Origin of the sequence: Nostoc sp. (assembly GCF_036916975.1) — a bacterium.
Classification (GTDB): domain Bacteria; phylum Cyanobacteriota; class Cyanobacteriia; order Cyanobacteriales; family Nostocaceae; genus Nostoc.
Window position 1 is genome coordinate 38055 of sequence record NZ_JBALFF010000068.1, and the last position, 16691, is coordinate 54745.

The 16691-nt window shown below is 42.9% G+C and carries 17 protein-coding genes; 10 read left to right on the forward strand and 7 right to left on the reverse strand.

What is annotated here, in order from left to right; genetic code table 11:
- Positions 1 to 321: 321 nt before the first annotated feature.
- The 5 genes from V7K73_RS16580 to surE form a co-directional block, all read right to left on the reverse strand.
- Entirely contained in the window at positions 322 to 1230 is a 909-nt protein-coding gene (locus tag V7K73_RS16580; protein ID WP_334881694.1) for an AAA family ATPase, read from the reverse strand.
- A 395-nt stretch (positions 1231 to 1625) separates the two neighbouring features.
- The gene (locus tag V7K73_RS16585; RefSeq protein WP_334881695.1) at positions 1626 to 2690 is read right to left on the reverse strand and encodes a bifunctional riboflavin kinase/FAD synthetase; all 1065 of its coding nucleotides are present in this window, start codon (positions 2688 to 2690) and stop codon (positions 1626 to 1628) included.
- A 33-nt stretch (positions 2691 to 2723) separates the two neighbouring features.
- Complete coding sequence (locus V7K73_RS16590; protein ID WP_334881696.1) at positions 2724 to 2867, reverse strand: hypothetical protein; 144 nt, start codon at positions 2865 to 2867, stop codon at positions 2724 to 2726.
- A gap of 466 nt (positions 2868 to 3333) precedes the next feature.
- On the reverse strand, positions 3334 to 4230 hold the full coding sequence (locus tag V7K73_RS16595) for an MBL fold metallo-hydrolase (protein ID WP_334881697.1): 897 nt from the start codon (positions 4228 to 4230) through the stop codon (positions 3334 to 3336).
- 297 nt (positions 4231 to 4527) lie between these two features.
- Positions 4528 to 5325: a 5'/3'-nucleotidase SurE gene (gene surE / locus V7K73_RS16600; RefSeq protein WP_334881748.1), complete on the reverse strand. Its 798-nt coding sequence runs from the start codon at positions 5323 to 5325 to the stop codon at positions 4528 to 4530.
- A 383-nt stretch (positions 5326 to 5708) separates the two neighbouring features.
- On the opposite strand from surE, the gene pheS reads away from it, so the two are divergent.
- The 4 genes from pheS (at position 5709) to V7K73_RS16620 (ending at position 8307) form a co-directional block, all read left to right on the forward strand.
- Positions 5709 to 6701: a phenylalanine--tRNA ligase subunit alpha gene (gene pheS, locus V7K73_RS16605; protein WP_334881698.1), complete on the forward strand. Its 993-nt coding sequence runs from the start codon at positions 5709 to 5711 to the stop codon at positions 6699 to 6701.
- A gap of 295 nt (positions 6702 to 6996) precedes the next feature.
- Positions 6997 to 7554, forward strand: coding sequence for a Uma2 family endonuclease (locus tag V7K73_RS16610; protein ID WP_334881699.1), 558 nt, complete (start codon positions 6997 to 6999; stop codon positions 7552 to 7554).
- 118 nt (positions 7555 to 7672) lie between these two features.
- Positions 7673 to 7966 (forward strand): DUF433 domain-containing protein, encoded by a 294-nt coding sequence (locus V7K73_RS16615; protein WP_334881700.1) that lies wholly within the window; start codon positions 7673 to 7675, stop codon positions 7964 to 7966.
- Positions 7963 to 8307, forward strand: a complete 345-nt coding sequence (locus tag V7K73_RS16620) for a DUF5615 family PIN-like protein (RefSeq protein ID WP_334881701.1) — start codon at positions 7963 to 7965, stop codon at positions 8305 to 8307. The genes V7K73_RS16615 and V7K73_RS16620 overlap by 4 nt, the downstream gene beginning before the upstream one ends.
- Positions 8308 to 8424: 117 nt before the next feature.
- On the opposite strand, the gene V7K73_RS16625 is transcribed toward V7K73_RS16620, so the two are convergent.
- Complete coding sequence (locus tag V7K73_RS16625) at positions 8425 to 9870, reverse strand: RecQ family ATP-dependent DNA helicase (RefSeq protein ID WP_334881702.1); 1446 nt, start codon at positions 9868 to 9870, stop codon at positions 8425 to 8427.
- A 365-nt stretch (positions 9871 to 10235) separates the two neighbouring features.
- Between V7K73_RS16625 and V7K73_RS16630 the strand changes: the two genes are divergently transcribed.
- The 5 genes from V7K73_RS16630 to V7K73_RS16650 all read left to right on the forward strand — a co-directional run bounded on the left by V7K73_RS16630 (position 10236) and on the right by V7K73_RS16650 (position 13930).
- Positions 10236 to 10616, forward strand: coding sequence for a hypothetical protein (locus tag V7K73_RS16630; protein WP_334881703.1), 381 nt, complete (start codon positions 10236 to 10238; stop codon positions 10614 to 10616).
- A complete protein-coding gene (locus tag V7K73_RS16635; protein ID WP_334881704.1) occupies positions 10598 to 11335 on the forward strand; it encodes an RNA methyltransferase in 738 nt (245 codons plus the stop codon). Before V7K73_RS16630 ends, V7K73_RS16635 begins: the two co-directional genes overlap by 19 nt.
- 174 nt (positions 11336 to 11509) lie before the next feature.
- The gene (locus V7K73_RS16640; RefSeq protein ID WP_334881705.1) at positions 11510 to 13048 is read left to right on the forward strand and encodes a serine hydrolase; all 1539 of its coding nucleotides are present in this window, start codon (positions 11510 to 11512) and stop codon (positions 13046 to 13048) included.
- A 289-nt stretch (positions 13049 to 13337) separates the two neighbouring features.
- Positions 13338 to 13640, forward strand: coding sequence for a hypothetical protein (locus tag V7K73_RS16645; protein WP_334881706.1), 303 nt, complete (start codon positions 13338 to 13340; stop codon positions 13638 to 13640).
- Positions 13640 to 13930, forward strand: a complete 291-nt coding sequence (locus tag V7K73_RS16650) for a hypothetical protein (protein WP_334881707.1) — start codon at positions 13640 to 13642, stop codon at positions 13928 to 13930. Before V7K73_RS16645 ends, V7K73_RS16650 begins: the two co-directional genes overlap by 1 nt.
- A gap of 237 nt (positions 13931 to 14167) precedes the next feature.
- On the opposite strand, the gene dprA is transcribed toward V7K73_RS16650, so the two are convergent.
- On the reverse strand, positions 14168 to 15280 hold the full coding sequence (dprA, locus tag V7K73_RS16655) for a DNA-processing protein DprA (protein WP_334881708.1): 1113 nt from the start codon (positions 15278 to 15280) through the stop codon (positions 14168 to 14170).
- A 144-nt stretch (positions 15281 to 15424) separates the two neighbouring features.
- Between dprA and V7K73_RS16660 the strand changes: the two genes are divergently transcribed.
- Positions 15425 to 16585, forward strand: coding sequence for an alpha/beta hydrolase (locus tag V7K73_RS16660; RefSeq protein WP_334881709.1), 1161 nt, complete (start codon positions 15425 to 15427; stop codon positions 16583 to 16585).
- Positions 16586 to 16691 lie beyond the last annotated feature (106 nt).

Consider the following 16691-nt stretch of genomic DNA (forward strand, 5'->3'; position numbering starts at 1 on the left):
TTCCTAGATATTTAGAAGTGGCGCTTGTGCTAATCATAGAACTTAGCCAGCGTTGGCAGTAGCAACATAGCAATGCCTATTGGCAAGCCCTTCTCTATACCCCGAATCCCATCATTTGGGATTCGGGGAACTAGAATAATGTCTCCCCTCTCCCAAAAATGGGAGAGGGGCTGGGGGTGAGGGAAAAGATTTAAGCCAAAATTGCGATGCTCCCAAAAAAAGCAGCTTTAGCTTGGTCTAGAACTTGTTTAATTTCAGGTTCTGTTAGTAGCATTTTCAAGAGAAAGCAATTAAGTAAAAGCTTAAAAGCAACAGTTATCTTTAAGGAATAGAAACCGAGCGCAATAATCGCTCAACAACAGTTCTTGCATTCCGTCCACCTCTTGGGATAAGGCGATGGCAAAGAACATGAGGGACGAGAAATTTCACATCATCGGGAATGGCATAATCACGCCCTAATAGAAAAGCTAGCGCTTGAGCAGCCCGGTGTAATGCTAATGTACCACGCGGGCTAACACCAAGGGCTATTTCTTCATCTTGCCGTGTTACTCGCACCAATTCGAGGATGTACTGTTGCAAGGAGGGTGCCACTTTTACTTGAGAGCAGAGGTAACGCAATTCCTGTATTTCTGCCAAGGTAATACAAGGCTGCAAATCAGCAACCTTCACACCATTTTGGAGATTTTGCAGCATTTGGAGTTCTTCTGCTTCCGAAGGATAGCCCAAACTCAGCGACAACATGAACCGATCCATTTGCGCTTCCGGTAGCGGAAAAGTACCTTGATACTCAATTGGGTTTTGAGTAGCAATGACAAAAAAGGGCTGGGGAACTGCACGAGAGACACCATCAACTGTTACCTGATGTTCTTCCATGACTTCTAATAAAGCAGACTGAGTGCGGGGTGTAGCGCGGTTAATTTCGTCAGCTAGGAGAATATTGGCAAAGATTGGCCCAGGAAGATAAGTAAATTCGCCGCTTTTTGGGTTCCAGATGTTAGTACCAGTAATGTCAGTTGGCAGTAAATCGGGGGTACATTGTAGCCGTTGAAACTTACCATCCAGTGAACGAGCTAGAGATTTAGCCAGTAGGGTTTTACCAACACCAGGGACATCTTCTAGCAAGGCATGACCACCACCTAGCAAGGCTACTAGCACTAAACGTATTGCCTCAGCTTTGCCAACGATGGTAAGAGCCAGATTTTGTGTTAAAGCGTCAATTTTTTCTCTCATGCGGTGCGCCAGTGGGGAGTAGGGAGTAGGGAGATGAGGGAGATGAGGGAGATGAGGGAAGAGTTTTCACAATGCCCAATGCCCAATTTCCCTAAATACATTGTTCCCACTCAGAACTCCTAACTCCTAACTCCTAACTTTTAACTCCTAATACCAATTCTGTATGAAGATGCGCTAAACCATATTTAAGTACAAGAAAGAAAAACGAACCGCAAAGTCCGCAAAGAACACAAAGAAAGAAAGAAAGAAAGAAAGAAAAAGTTAAGAGGGTTTGGCGCAGCCTCACAAAGAAATGGTATAACTCCTAACTCCTAACTCCTAACTCCTAACTTTTAACTCCTAACTCCTAACTTTTAACTCCTAACTCCTAACTTTTAACTCCTAACTCCTAACTTTTAACTTTGGGCTTCAGCACTCAAAACTTCTTTGGCAACAACGCAGTCAAGTTGAATTTGTGTTTTCAGGGCTTCTAGAGAAGCAAATTTTTGTTCAGGGCGCAAAAATTTCACTAGTTCCACAGCTAATTTTTTGCCATACAAATCATCAGACCAATCCAACAGATGTACTTCCGCAGATGAATAAGTACCATTTACAGTTGGGCGATTACCGATATTCATTACGCCCAAGCTTTCACTAGGAGCGACATCTGATGTTTCACTGAGAATGAAAACGCGGACAGCATAGACTCCTTGGCGGGGCAAAAACTTTTCTTTTGGTAGTTGGAGGTTGGCGGTGGGAAAGCCAATTGTTCTGCCCAATTGTTGACCTTGAACGACAACACCAAGGAGAGTGTAGGGGCGTCCTAGTAGTAGATTTGCATTTTCGATGTCGCCTTGCTCAAGGGTTTGGCGAATTAATGAAGTGCTAATGCGGGCATCCTGAGTCGGATTAGTACCGAGGCAACTGCTTTCGGTGGGCGAGTTACCTGTATAAGTTTGTAAGGGAACGATGGTAACGGGGATATTGTGCTTGGCGGCGATTAATTGCAAATCTTTGGCAGTACCACTGCGCTTTTCGCCAAAACAAAAATCCTGCCCGATGCTAATTTGCTGGCATCGCAGTTGCTGCACAAGAATTTTTTGAACGAATTCTTCGGGGGTCAAAGCAGATAGTTCTTTGTCAAAGGGTAGTAGTACCAGTTGTTCTACCCCAAGCGATCGCAATTGTTGGACTTTTTCATCGAGTGGCGTTAACAAACTCCGGGGCTGCCCCGTAAAAAATTCCTGTGGATGGGGGTCAAAGGTGACAACTGTTGAGTAAATATATTCTTGATTTTCCTTTGACTGCGGACTACTAGCTACTGACAACTGACCATCAGGGTGCAAGACTGGCTGAATTACCCTTTGATGACCAAGATGAACACCATCAAACTTGCCAAGGGCAACAGCAGTCGGCGTTAGCAGCCCAACGCTAGAAGAAGCAACCCACACAGAACACCCATTTTGAGACAAATTTAGCACGTGGATTCTGAGATTTTAGGTTTATTTTAGCTATCAGCAGGAAGCTACCTTATGGTAAACCGCCTTGAGGAGGACATTCACCAACTGCCCATGAGGTTTTGTGCGATCGGCCAGGGTGTTGATGCGACCCCTTTTAGCTATCAGCCAAAAGCCTAAGGAATAAGAATTAAATAACATACAATTTATGTCCCTGGGTTACCTCACCCTCAATCCCTCTCCTTATAAAGGAGAGGGAAGCTAGATAAAGGAGAGGGAAGCTAGATAATTGATGAAGTTTTGCATTTTATTTAATCCACTTTCCAACCCACGGGAAGTTGCCCAAGATAGTATCTTGTGCTATTAGCTTGACAGCTAATTACTAAGTCCAGATAACCCCAAATACCAGAGCTAAAAAGGCTCTAGTTCCTTGTTGAGACTGCAACGAAGGTTTACTATTCGATCAGCCGCAATCTTAGGGCGTCTGTGGGTGTCTGGGCTATGTTGGTGCTATAAAGTAGTCCTCCTGTTGTCGCCCTTATCCTATGGTTGGCGTGACAACTCTGGGCAGCGCTGTCTCACCGTACAGCCAACAGGTACGCTCTCGCGCTGAAAGCTTCTGATCACCAATCTAATCTAAAATCTCCAATTCCTCCGATCGCAATCTTTAGGTAGAAAACTTACTAACAGGAAAAGATTCTGATAAGACAACTGAGGTGGGAATCTGAAGTACCAATCCTTCCCGGGCCATGATCGCCCCAGGAAATTTCGCAGCTGCTTCTTTCCCTACACAATCCAAAAAATCGTCATCGTGTGCGGGGTCGTGGTGGTAAATCACTAGAGTTTTGACGTTAGCGGCTTGTGCCACTTTCACTGCTTCTTGCCAGGTAGAATGTCCCCAGCCAATTTTCGGGGATTTGGGCGAGTAGTATTCCTCGTCTGTGTAGGTGGAATCGTAAACCAGAATGTCAGCATTCCGAGCTAGCCACAGCACATTATCATCGAGTCGGTCGGGAAAATGTTCGGTATCAGTGATGTAAGCAGCAGCACCACCACGCCAGTTGACGCGGTATCCTACAGCTTCACCTGGATGGTTTAAAGGTGCTGTTTCTACGGTAAGGTCATCAATCTGGATTGGTTGCCCGGGTCGAATGTCGTAGAAACTTAAATTGGCTTGCATAATTTGCAAGGGTACGGGAAAGTTCGGGTGCAACATCTGGTCATTGAGGCGCTGTTCTATGGTAGAACCATCAGGTGCGATCGCGCCGTAGATATGAAAGTCATTCCCCTTGACAAATCCTGGGGTAAAGAAGGGAAAACCCTGCATGTGATCCCAGTGAGAGTGGGTAAAAAATATATGAGCTTCTAACGGCATTTGGCGCAACAAAGATTGCCCCAAAACATGTAGTCCCGTGCCAGCATCGAAAACTAAGCGTTTATCGCCCGCTTGCATTGATATGCAAGGGGTATTACCGCCGTAACGAACGGTGTTTGGCCCTGGGCTGGGGATGCTGCCGCGAACGCCCCAAAATTGTACGGTAAATTGATTCTCTATCCTAGACATGGGTATTGCTTGCTGGCTGGCTGGACTGAGCGGGCGATAAGTGGAAAAATTGATTGTTATTGATTTTGTCTAAATTTATGCTGTCTTACCGATTTTGCTAGAGGAAGGATTTCTTGGTAAAACAGCATACCCTGTTTCTGGCTGATTGTGTAAATGTGGATGAAATCGTCTCAAGTAGAGTTTTCTGTTTTTCGGGTGGATGTGTATCGGTTTTTCAAGAGCGCCCCTACGTTATAGCCTACATTTTTCTCTAATGCATTTAAATAATTTTAGTTTTATCCTGATAAATCAAATGATTTACAGAAAATTGAATTCCCACTCAGACAATTTATTTAGCCCATCTGCGTAAGTAAGATTGTATTGTAAGGGGGTTATACTGATGTAGTTTTTACGGACAACATGCACATCTAAGGGTACATTTGGCAGCAGATTTAATCCGGTTGGGGGTTCTACATCTTCAATTACCTCTCCGGTTAACCAGTAGTACGTTTTTCCACGAGGATCAACTCGTTTATTAAACACATCAATGTAACGCCGCACTCCTTGACGGGTGAGAGTAACTCCGGCAATTTCTTCCCACTTAACGGCAGGAATATTGACGTTGAGCAACATTAAGTCTGGCAAAGGTTTTTGGGCTAACTGGTCTACCAGAATTTTGGCAAACTTAGCAGCAGGTTGAAAGTCTTTAGATGTGTGACTAATAAGACTCAGTGCTACACTGGGAATGCCTTCAATTAAACCTTCCATTGCCGCAGAAACAGTGCCGGAATACAAAATTTCAGTTCCCAAATTCGCACCTTGATTAATGCCAGAGAGAACTAAATCGGGGGGAGTATCTAGCAAAGCCCACAGGGCTAATTTGACGCAATCTGAAGGCGTACCATCGCAAGCCCAAGCTTTGACAGCAGGATGAAAAATCTCTTCAACAATTTCGGCGCGAATGGGTTGGTGTAAAGTTAATCCGTGTCCAGTTGCCGATCGCTCTCGATCTGGGCAAACTACACTCACATCATGACCTGCCTCTGCCAAGTAGTTGGCTAGAGTCCGAATACCCAAGGCAGAAATGCCGTCATCGTTGCTAATTAGTAATTTCATAGTCATTGGTCATTGGTCATTAGTTATTTGTTATTTGTTATTAGCCATTTGTCAATGTCTCATGTCACAACCAGCAAAAAAACATACATACTCATTAGTAGACTGTGGCGGAAGTTTGCCTACTTTTAACAAGGGGCTTTCAGCTTTTTGTCTAGTTAATTGAGATGTATTTTAGCTGGATATTGAGATGTTACCTGAATTTATGTCAAGCTGTACTACTACCGCAAGGCAGAGTTCAAAATTAAAAATTCGTCTTGAAAAGTTCTGATGGGCGGAAACCTCCCCTTTGGCTGATATTGATGCCATAGCTGTAAGTTGATTTATCGAGCAGCTTACAGCTTTTGAATATAGACTAATGACTAATGACCAATGACTAATAACTAATGACTAGCAATTTAGAAGCTCAACTTTTAGCACTGCGGCAAGAAGGAGAAAAAGCGATCGCAGCCGCCGACACCCTAGAACGTCTGGAGGAACTCAGAGTTAACTATCTGGGTAAAAAAGGGGAACTGGGGGCGCTATTGCGAAGTATGGGGGGTCTTAGTGCAGAGGAACGGCCAAAAATTGGAGCGATCGCCAATACAGTCAAAGAATCTCTGCAAACTAGTCTAGACCAGCAACGTGTCGCCTTAGAAGCTGCCCAAATTCAGGTACAGCTAGAGGCTGAAACTCTTGATGTTACTATGCCGGGAATTTACAGTCCCCAAGGTCGAATTCATCCCCTCAATGGAATTATTGACCGCGCACTCGATATTTTTGTCGGTATGGGCTACACCGTGGCTCAAGGGCCAGAGATGGAAACAGATTACTACAATTTTGAGGCTCTTAATACCCCGCCTGACCACCCCGCCCGTGATATGCAAGATACCTTCTACCTGCCAGATGGTAATCTTTTACGCACTCATACCTCGTCAGTGCAAATTCGTTACATGGAAAGAGAAGAACCACCGATTAGGGTTGTGGCTCCAGGGCGAGTTTATCGGCGAGATAATGTAGATGCGACTCACTCGGCAGTTTTCCATCAAATAGAACTTTTAGCGATTGACGAGGGACTAACTTTTACAGACCTCAAAGGCACAATTAAGGTATTTTTACAAGCAATATTTGGTGATTTGCCTATTCGCTTCCGCGCCAGTTATTTTCCGTTTACTGAACCCTCGGCTGAGGTAGATTTGCAGTGGAATGGGCGCTGGTTAGAGGTGATGGGCTGCGGTATGGTCGATCCAAATGTACTTAAGTCTGTGGGTTATGACCCAGAAATTTATACAGGGTTTGCTGCCGGTTTTGGTGTAGAACGCTTTGCAATGGTGTTACATCAAATCGATGATATTCGTCGGTTATATGCTAGTGATTTACGATTTTTGCAGCAATTTTAGGGAAGCGATCGCTTTAAATAATCAGGCTTTTACTAAGTAAGTGGGCGCAAATAATCATCACTGGCTCGTAGTTGCGCTTTAGCGCTAAAGCGCAACTACGAGCTAAATACAGAGATTTTACCTTTCGTTACATAGTTTGGTTTTATCTTGCCTACCTACTTAAATCTCTTGCAAAAGTCAATTGGATGAAAATATAACCACGGATAAATACCCATGAATTATCTGTGGTTTTAAATAATAGATCGGGATTAATGAATTTGGTAAACTATCAGTACGTAACTTGTGTTGACGTGATATGACTGTAATCACTGGCAAACGTATAACCCTTGAAGAATATTTGAAATATGACGATCGCACGGATAGCCAGTATGAATTGGTGGCAGGTGAGTTAGTTGCAATGCCACCCGAAAGTCCAAAAAATGTCCAGATATCTCTCTTTTTGCTGGTCAATTTTCTGAAATTCATCCCAGTTAATCGCTTAAGTAACAAAGTTGAAATTGTTGTTGCTGGTTCTCGTGCGACAACTCGCATTCCTGACTTAGTTGTGCTGACGGATGAACTTGCAACAGCTTTAGAAGGTTCAATGCGATCTACAATCACCTTGGATATGCCACCTCCGGCATTAGTTGTCGAAGTTGTTTCTCCTGGTAAAGCTAACGAAGATCGGGACTATCGCTACAAACGTTCCGAGTATGCCGCAAGGGGAATTGCTGAATATTGGATTGTTGACCCCCAAAGAAATGCAGTTACCGTACTAATATTAGTTGACGGGTTTTATGAAGAAACCAGATTTACAGAAAATACTGCGATCGCTTCTACCATTTTAATAGTTAGAAATTTTAGAGAAAATTAACCACGACCGTGCAACAGTAATGAGCAGCAGTACATATTGCACAGGCAAACCAGCCTGCTGCTGGCCATAACTATTGGTAAACTAGAGGCAACGCTAGTTATGCTGAGTGATTCGTTCTATGTTTGCTGAAACCTCCTCGCGTTACGTTACCCATAACCCGGAAATTTTGAGTGGAGAGCCAATTATTATAGGTACTCGGACATCTGTTCGTGCCATTGTCGGTTTATGGCGGTTGGGGATTATGCCAGAAGAAATCTTGAACCATTTGCCACATCTGACGTTGGCACAAGTATTCGATGCCTTGAGTTTTTATCTCGATCATCAGACAGAGATTAATGAATACATTGAGCGAAACCAAGTACCTGATGAATTAATACATCTATCTGTAAAAGCTATATTGCCCAAATCGTGACAGTTTTTGCTGCACTTTACAGCGATGAGGATATGTCAGCGTTGGTTGCTACACTTTTGCGATCGCGCGGTCTGGATGTCACAACTGTTCCTGAACAAGCAACCCTCGGCAAAACTGACCTTCAGCAACTTGAATTCGCAACTTCTGTAGGGAGATGTATTCTTACACATAACCGTGTCGATTTTGAGCGATTGCATCTCCAGTACATAGAGGAGGATAAAGAACACTTTGGGATTATCGTTGTACCTCAGAAAAACGCTTATGAAGTGGCGCAACGGATTGGCATTCTGGTAAGCGCACTAACGGCTTATGAAATTAGGAATCAGTTGTTGTATGTATGAATCATTCCAAATTAACCTGAGTTAGGCGTAAGAGGCTTCTGAACGAAAAAATAACGGTTTCACGCTCTGACTTGCTACCGTAAATCAAGGCTTCCAGCTTATATCGAACTCACATTCTTAACGGCAATTGTCGCAATGTCCGCAACGCCAATTAGCAGCTTCTTTGTCAAAACCAAAGGCGTTTAACAAAAACTGCCAACGACACTGCTTTGTAGTCAAATATTGATGCATTTGTTTAGCGGCGTGTAATTGCGTCGGTGGCTGATTTCCGGCTTTTTGCCCAATTGTGTAATAATGAAAAGGGTCAAGCCAGTTTAACTGACCATTGCTGTGGAGTAAAGCTAAGGCGATCGCACCTTCAGGAAATTGTCGGGTTACTGCATTCACTTCTCCCTGTTTCGGTAATTTTTTCACAAGTTGCTGCGCTATTTGTTGCTGCGATCGCATTTGTTCTTGAAAAAACTGCTGTCTTTGCTTATCCTCTGGATCTAACCACCCCGTAGGTTCACTTACTAATGTCAGTGCTTCGGCCGGTTTCCCATCCCTTCCAGCCCGGCCAATTTCTTGCACATATTCAGATAACAAATGCGGCGCGTGAAAGTGGGCTACCCAGCGAACATCTGATTTATTTATCCCCATACCAAACGCACAGGTACACACAACAAAGGGTATTTTGCCACTTAACCAGCTTGTTTCCACTGCACGCCGTTCAGTTGCACCCAATCCCGCATGATAACTAGCTGTTGCATAACCCATGTCTGCTAACCATTGGGCTAAATCTTCGCTATCTCTCCTAGTGCGAACATAAACTAACCCCGATTGTTGCGGTCTATTTTGAATAAACTTTAATAATTGTTGTTTTCTACCTCGTGGTGTCCAAGCGATGCGAACGCTGGGATGCAAATTAGGACGGTAGGGATTCAAGCGGAAAATCTCTGGTTGCTGTAATTGTAAAACTGTTTGAATAGTTTTTTGCGCTAACGGGTCAGCAGTCGCAGTAAAAGCGGCGATACTGATTTTTGTTCCTGGTGGTTTTGATTTTAGCAATGCCGGACGCACAGCCCCTAATCTGCGATAAGCTGGGCGAAAAGTATCACCCCACTGCACTAAACAATGGGCTTCATCCAAAATTAAGCCATTAATTTGCAATTGCGGCTGAGATAATCTTTCCCACACTGGCGCACTTAGCAAAGTTTCTGGCGATAAATAAAGCAATCTTAGCTGTTGACGTTCTAAAGCTTGCAGCGTTGCACGGCGTTGAGATGAAGATAATTCACTATGCAAAAGTCCTGCTTTTTGGTTGTTTTGTAGTAGTTCTTGTACTTGATTTTCCATCAACGCCACCAAGGGCGAAACTACCAAAGTTAATCCTGTTTGTAGTAGCGCGGGAAGTTGAAAACAAATCGATTTACCTCCACCTGTGGGCATAATAATCAGCGCATCTTTTTGTGCCAATAAACTGCTGACAATTTCTCCTTGTGGCGGACGGAAATCTTCATAACCCCAGATTTTTTTAAATGTAGCAAGAACTTCTTGCCAAGATTTTATTGTAGGCTGATTCATGTAGATACATCTATATCCTTGAAAACTGAATATAGCCTCTGTTATCTAGCTAATGGTTCAGTAATTTCATCATCTCAGGTTGCAACCCACTGACTAAAAAAATGAATTAAGTAAGTGAGTTAAAACAAGTATAAAACCTCACCCTATCTCCGGCTTCTCTCTCCGAACTCACGGAGAGGGATTGAGGGTGAGGTTTTTCTTATGTTTAATTACGTCTACCTACTTAGAACTAATTTAGGACTTACTCAAAAGTACACGCGATCAGGGGCAATTCATGAATATATTACAGCACGAGCAATATTGATTTGATGCCTGTTTTACCAGGTTTACAATTGAGAGAAGGACACACTTCAGGAAAGCGCAACATGCCAAAAATCACCCTGGAAGTATCAGAGGAACTATCTCAACAACTAGCACAAGTAGGCGATCGCTTACCTGAACTACTTGCTTTGAGCCTCAAACAGCCAGCTGTACCAGCACAAGTTTACCGATATATCCTAGATTTTTTAGCCAGCAATCCCACTCCTGAACAAATTGCTGAATTTAAACCTACTCCCGAAATGCAAGAACGTTTGCGTACTTTGCTAGCACGCAGTCACGCAGGTGAACTTACACCCACGGAGTTGAAAGAACTAGATGAGTATGAACGTATTGAACACTTAGTTGTGATGATTAAAGCAGGTATTAGCCTAAAAATATCTTATGGTGCGATCGCAGGAGGCAAAAAATGGGCTTGGCTGGATTAAGAATTGTGTTGGTAGAGCCAGCAGGTCCGATAAATATCGGAGCGATCGCCAGGGTAATGAAAAATTTCGGGCTATATAATTTAGTATTAGTAAATCCCCAATGCGATCCGTTTTCGACGGAAGCTTTGATGATGGCTGTTCATGCTCAAGAAATTTTAGAATCGGCGGTATTAGTGCCGACATTACCAGAAGCATTGCATGGATGTGTACGGGCGATCGCTACTACTGGTCGCGTTCGCAGTTGGGAAACACCCCTAGAAACCCCCCGCACTGCACTACCCTGGTTACTGGAGGAACCAGAAAAACCCGCAGCACTGATTTTTGGCAGGGAAGACCGGGGATTAAGTAATGAAGAATTAAATTATGCACAGAGGTTTGTTGGTATTCCCACGAGTCCAGATTATGTAGCCCTAAATTTGGCTACCGCCGTAGCAGTCTGCTGTTATGAATTGTCACAATGTACCCAGCCTGCCACTAAAACTTTAACCCAAACTGAACTCGCCCCCTTAGATGTTGTGGAAGCATACTATCAGCAATTAGAATCATTATTATTAAAAATTGGTTATGTATATCCCCATACGGCAGCTAGTCGGATGGAAAAATTCCGCCAAATATATAATCGCGCTCACCTGAAAACAACAGAAGTCTACATGCTGCGAGGGATTTTGCAGCAGGTAGAATGGGCCATTAAGAACCACAAGGATGGTGAAAACTTGTAATTATTTGTTTAATATATACGCAATCATCCCCCAAAATATTTAATATGGCTTAGACTAAACACAAAAATGCTACTTAGTGGCAAAGTGGAATTTGAGTATTAATATTTGCTTAAAGATTAAGTTTTGGGTTAGGAGTCTGCAAGAAAACAGCCAAGTGGGTCACAAGGAGTAACTGTGTCAGATTCAAGTGACGAACTAACAGCTTTCTCGCGGCGTCAACCCTTAAATCGCCGCCAGCCACCACAAAAAGTTCAAAAAGTGGTAAAGAAGAAAGTTAAAGCTAACAGTCAGCAACAAGCTGCCAATGGACGAGAAACAGCGCCAACACGCCCAAAAAATCCGATAAGTCCTCCCCCAATCCCTGGTGCTACACGTAGGGTAAAATCGGGGTTAGTCATGCCAACGGCAGTAAAACCAATACCTAATGTAAAGGGCAAAATTCCTCCCTTTCGACCAGGTGCTGTGATGGTGAAAACAGTGCGGATGGAAAAGCCAAAAAGAGGCAGGCGTTCATCGCCCAAGACGCGGTTAAAGCCAATGGCCAAAACCTTGTTGTATATTGTGCGGTTGTTGATTGTGGGTGTTGGCATGGGTGCAATTGTTGGCACAGCATTGTCAGTATTAGACCCCGCTAATCGCATCAATACAACTTCTGCGCCGCAATCTAATAATAGTGTGGAGCGATCGCAGCCACAACCTACCCAAGCTCCCCCAGTCGCACCTTCGAGCTTATACCTATCTCAGGAAATTAGCTCCTTAAAAAATGCTGTGCAAAATTTGGCGGCGACCAGCCCAAATCTTACACCTGGAGTTTTCTTAGTAGATTTAGATACTGGTAATTATGTAGATATCAATGGCTCTACCAGTTTTCCGGCGGCTAGCACAATTAAAGTGCCGATTTTAATTGCTTTTTTCCAGGATGTAGACGCGGGTAAAATTCGCCTGGATGAAATGCTGACCATGCAACAGGATATGATTGCTGGCGGTTCTGGAAATCTGCAATACAAACCCGCAGGAACCCAGTATGCTGCTTTAGATGTCGTCACTAAAATGATTACAATCAGCGACAACACCGCGACAAATATGCTGATTGCGCGACTCGGAGGGATGGAGGCTTTAAACCAACGTTTCCGGGACTGGGGATTGACAACCACAAAAATTCGTAATTTACTCCCAGATTTGCAAGGGACAAACACCACTAGTCCCAAAGAATTGGGGAATTTGATGGCGATTGTCAGTCAGGGAAATTTAGTGAGTATGCCATCACGCGATTTGATGCTCGATATCTTGCGTCGCACTCAGAAAGACACTCTGCTACCATCAGGTTTGGGAACAGGCGCGAGAATATACCACAAAACGGGCGATATTGGTACTATGTTGGCAGATTCAGGTTTAATAGTTGTTCCAACTGGCAAACGCTACATAGCCTCTGTGATGGTACAACGCCCCGAAAACGACCCTCGCCCCGAAAAATTGATTAGCTCAATTTCTCGTGCCGCCTACCAAGAGTTTAGCAAAAATGCTGTTACACCCAACAGTACCACAAGCACTATACCCATAAATGGTTATCAGCCGCCTGTTGTGAATCCTGTACCCAATGGTACGACTGGCACTGTACCCATGAGCGTTTATCAGCCTCCTGTTATGAATCCTGTACCCCCAAATGGTTATCAATCTCCTGTTATGAATCCACAGTACTATCCCGCAAGATAATTCGTAATTCGTAATTCGTAATTAAGAATTATTGAAAAATAGGGATAAACCCCGTCTTTAAAGACGAGGTATTAAAAATTGCAATCATTGTTGGCTCTGAACCCAACACTGATTGTAGACCACTAGAATCAAAGATTTCAGTGGTTGCTCTGTACCCCAAATTAATTAATTAAAAATTATTATTCTTCTTAACTTTTAATTAAAAAAGGTCAATTACACAACGAATATTTTTCGGATGAAAAATTAGAATTTAGTTATAATAGTAAGTTGTATAATTGTTGACAATAAAATGATGATAATTAGCAATCAAAATTTTTATGTAATTAAAGAAGCTATCTTAACAAATGAGCAAGGAAACTTAACATTAGGAGAAGCAGCCAAGGTAAAAGTTTATCGAGTGCTGGCTAATGATGCAGGACAAATTCTGCTAGACCCTGTGGATATGGAAAAAATTCCTGAAAACCAACGATGGTTGTGGCAAAATCCAGAAGCCTTAGCGATGGTGTTACGGGGTTTGGAAGAAGCAGGGAGGGGAGAAGTTCATGATTTAGGTTCATTTGCTCAATACGCAGACTTGGAGATTGATGATTAATGCAATTTCGTCTGCAATATTCAACTGAAGCCAGGGATGCATTGAAAAATTTAGAGCAAACTGACCCGAAAAAGTACCGGAAAGTCACCAAAACATTAGCTTTGATGGAAACTAACCTCCGTCATCCTGGTTTGCAAAATCACAAATTTGATGATTTATTTGGCCCCAATGGCGAAGAAGTATTTGAAGCATACGTAGAAAATAAAACACCTGCTGCATTTAGAGTTTTTTGGTACTACGGTCTTGGTCAAGGAGTGATAACGGTATTATCTATTACTCCTCATCCCTAATATTTATCCCCAAATTTGTTGCATATTTAGTACAAAACCAGGTAATATATTTTCCTCGCAAAAAGTTTGAGGAATTTGAAAACTTCCAGACACAATTGATAAAACTGCTTTCTTGTCAGTTTAATTACAGAATTGAGGTTTAATGTAAGTGCTGTCATATCAACCAAAATAGGTATTGAACAATCCTGTACCTTATTTTTCTTGGAATAATTTATTCTTTGGAAGTCCCATTATATTTTAACTTTTTTGATACCGCATTCCTGGTAATTGCGAAATTAAACCCATAAGTTCCAACTGTAACAACGCACCAGAAACTGAACCAGCAGCCATGCCGGTTTGTTGGACAATAAAATCGAAGGGTAAAGCTTCACTTGCCAACGCATTCATTACCGTTTGCAATTCTGGCGATATTGGCATTAACTGTTCTGGTGCTATGGAAGCCTCCACTGCATCAATTTGTGGTATTGCTCCTAGCATTGTTAATAGTTCATCTAATTCTTTGAGGATGAAAGAAGCTCCTTGACTCAGTAACTTTAAGCACCCTTGGGATGGATAATCATCTACTCTACCAGGCAGTGCATAAACATCTCTACCAAATTCATTTGCGTAGGTAGCAGTAATTAAAGCACCAGATTTGATCGGCGCTTCCATTACCAGGATAGCGCGGCTTAAACCTGCAATAATTCGGTTGCGACGGGGAAAGTGAGTGCGATCGGGTGGGGTTTTTGTGGGATACTCACTCACGACTAAGCCAGCCGTCAAAATCTGCTTGTACAAATCTCGATTTTTATGTGGATAGATGACATCTACACCGGTTCCTAAAACTGCGATCGTGCGTCCACCTGCTTTCATGGCGGCGATGTGGCTTTCTGTGTCAATTCCCTCCGCCATCCCAGAAACAACTGTAAAGCCATTTTTAGCCAAAGCTGTACTAATTTGGCGAGTCCAACGGATACCGTATTCTGAGGGTTGGCGGGTTCCGACAATTCCAACCATCGGTTTTTGTCCGAGATTTTCTTGGAGTTCGACTTCACCGCGATAGTATAAAATCGGCGGTGGACTGGGAGTTTCTAGTAGTAAGCGGGGATAATCTGCATCTGCTGGTGTCCAGAAATGAGAATTTTCTTGCTGGTGCTTGGTAAATAGTTGTTCTGGGTGTAGGCGCGATCGCTGTTGTACTACTTTTTCGAGTGTTTGAAAACCAAAACCCTCGACCTCTCCTAACTCTACCTTGGTAGCGTTCCAAGCTGTTGCTAACGTGCCAAAATGCTGTTGCAGCCGCCGCAATAATACCGGGCCAATTCCCGAAATTTGCGCCCAAGCTAGCCAATATGCGCCTTCTTCTACCACGGTTTCATCCTCACTACTTGATTGAGTATTCCCATATTGGGGTTGTTTGTTGAGGGGAATGAGGGGGATGAGGGAGAAGATTAATAACCAATGACAAATGACTAACCCCTTGACTTTTGACTCTTGACTCTTGACTATTAACTATTGACTATCTTCTTATTTTGTGTGATGAAATATTTCTATCGTGTTTTAATAAGCCTATCTGGGTGTTTAATATTTTTACTGTTGCACAGTGGGCTTGGTTCGTTGCCTAGTTTGGCGGCTGAGAAAGTTACTGTCAGATACGGGTTGTTTGAGCGATCGCTCCCTGTGGCAGATATACGCAACTATGCCGACAACCAAAAGGTTTCTAGCGAACTGCAATCTTTCTTACATTACCTCAGCCCTAAGGAAAAACAGAAGTTTCAAGATGCCCTTCAGGTAAAAATGTCTCTTGATATTGTGGCTTTAGATAAGCTGATAAATACAGGGATGAGCAAGCAAATTTTATCTTTTGCGTCCGTTGCGATCGCTCGTCGCGATCAAGCCAGTATACAAGCCCTACGAGCTGCCATTATCATAGGAGCAAAATCACCAGAAGGTCTAGGATTAGTCAGCTTTCTCGCAGCCTATCCCAGTAATCAACTAGTTATTGATCTGTCAAAAATTTCTAAGCTAGTTAGCATGGCAAATTCTTATTCTGGTTCTGCTGATGCATCTCCAAAGGACAATGTAAGTTCTTCTCCTTTAGGAAAAATTGCCCTGCAATATCAAATATTTGCCGCTCAAAATAAACAGTTTTCAGGTTGCTTATTTGGTGATTCTGTTTCGGCTGAACTTGGTAATACTCTTGGGAATGATACTTTTAATTTTGGGTTAAATGGCTTGAGTACAATCTCATTACTGGAACAACTCAAAAGTTTAATTCCTACCAAGGTTACATGCGAAAAAGCTATTATTGCCATAGGTGGAAATGATGCTTGGTATGGAATTAGTGATGAGTTGTTTAGCAAAAATCTACAAGAAGCGATCGCACTTGTCCGCACAATGGGAAATAAAGGGATTTTTCTGATTCCGGCTTTTTATTCAACTGTTGCAGCAAGCTCAGATCCAACTCTATCAGCCCCAAATTCTAAAGTTGAACAAATTAATACTTTGATTAATAAAGTTGCTGAAATAGAAAAAGTGCCAGTTGCAGCAGCAGGAGTAGCACCATTGTATGAGAATAATGTTCTTAAAGATAATTTGTCGAGCGATGGCGATCATCTGAACGCAGAGGGCTTAAAAATTTACCGACAAGCATTATTACAAATCCTGCAAAAGTAATATGATGTCGTCTAATTGCCCATAGTAAAAGTACCCTACCAAAATTAGGTTTTAGATAGCGGTTCTCAGTTGAGTAGGTACTGAACCCCACCCACAACCCCCTAAG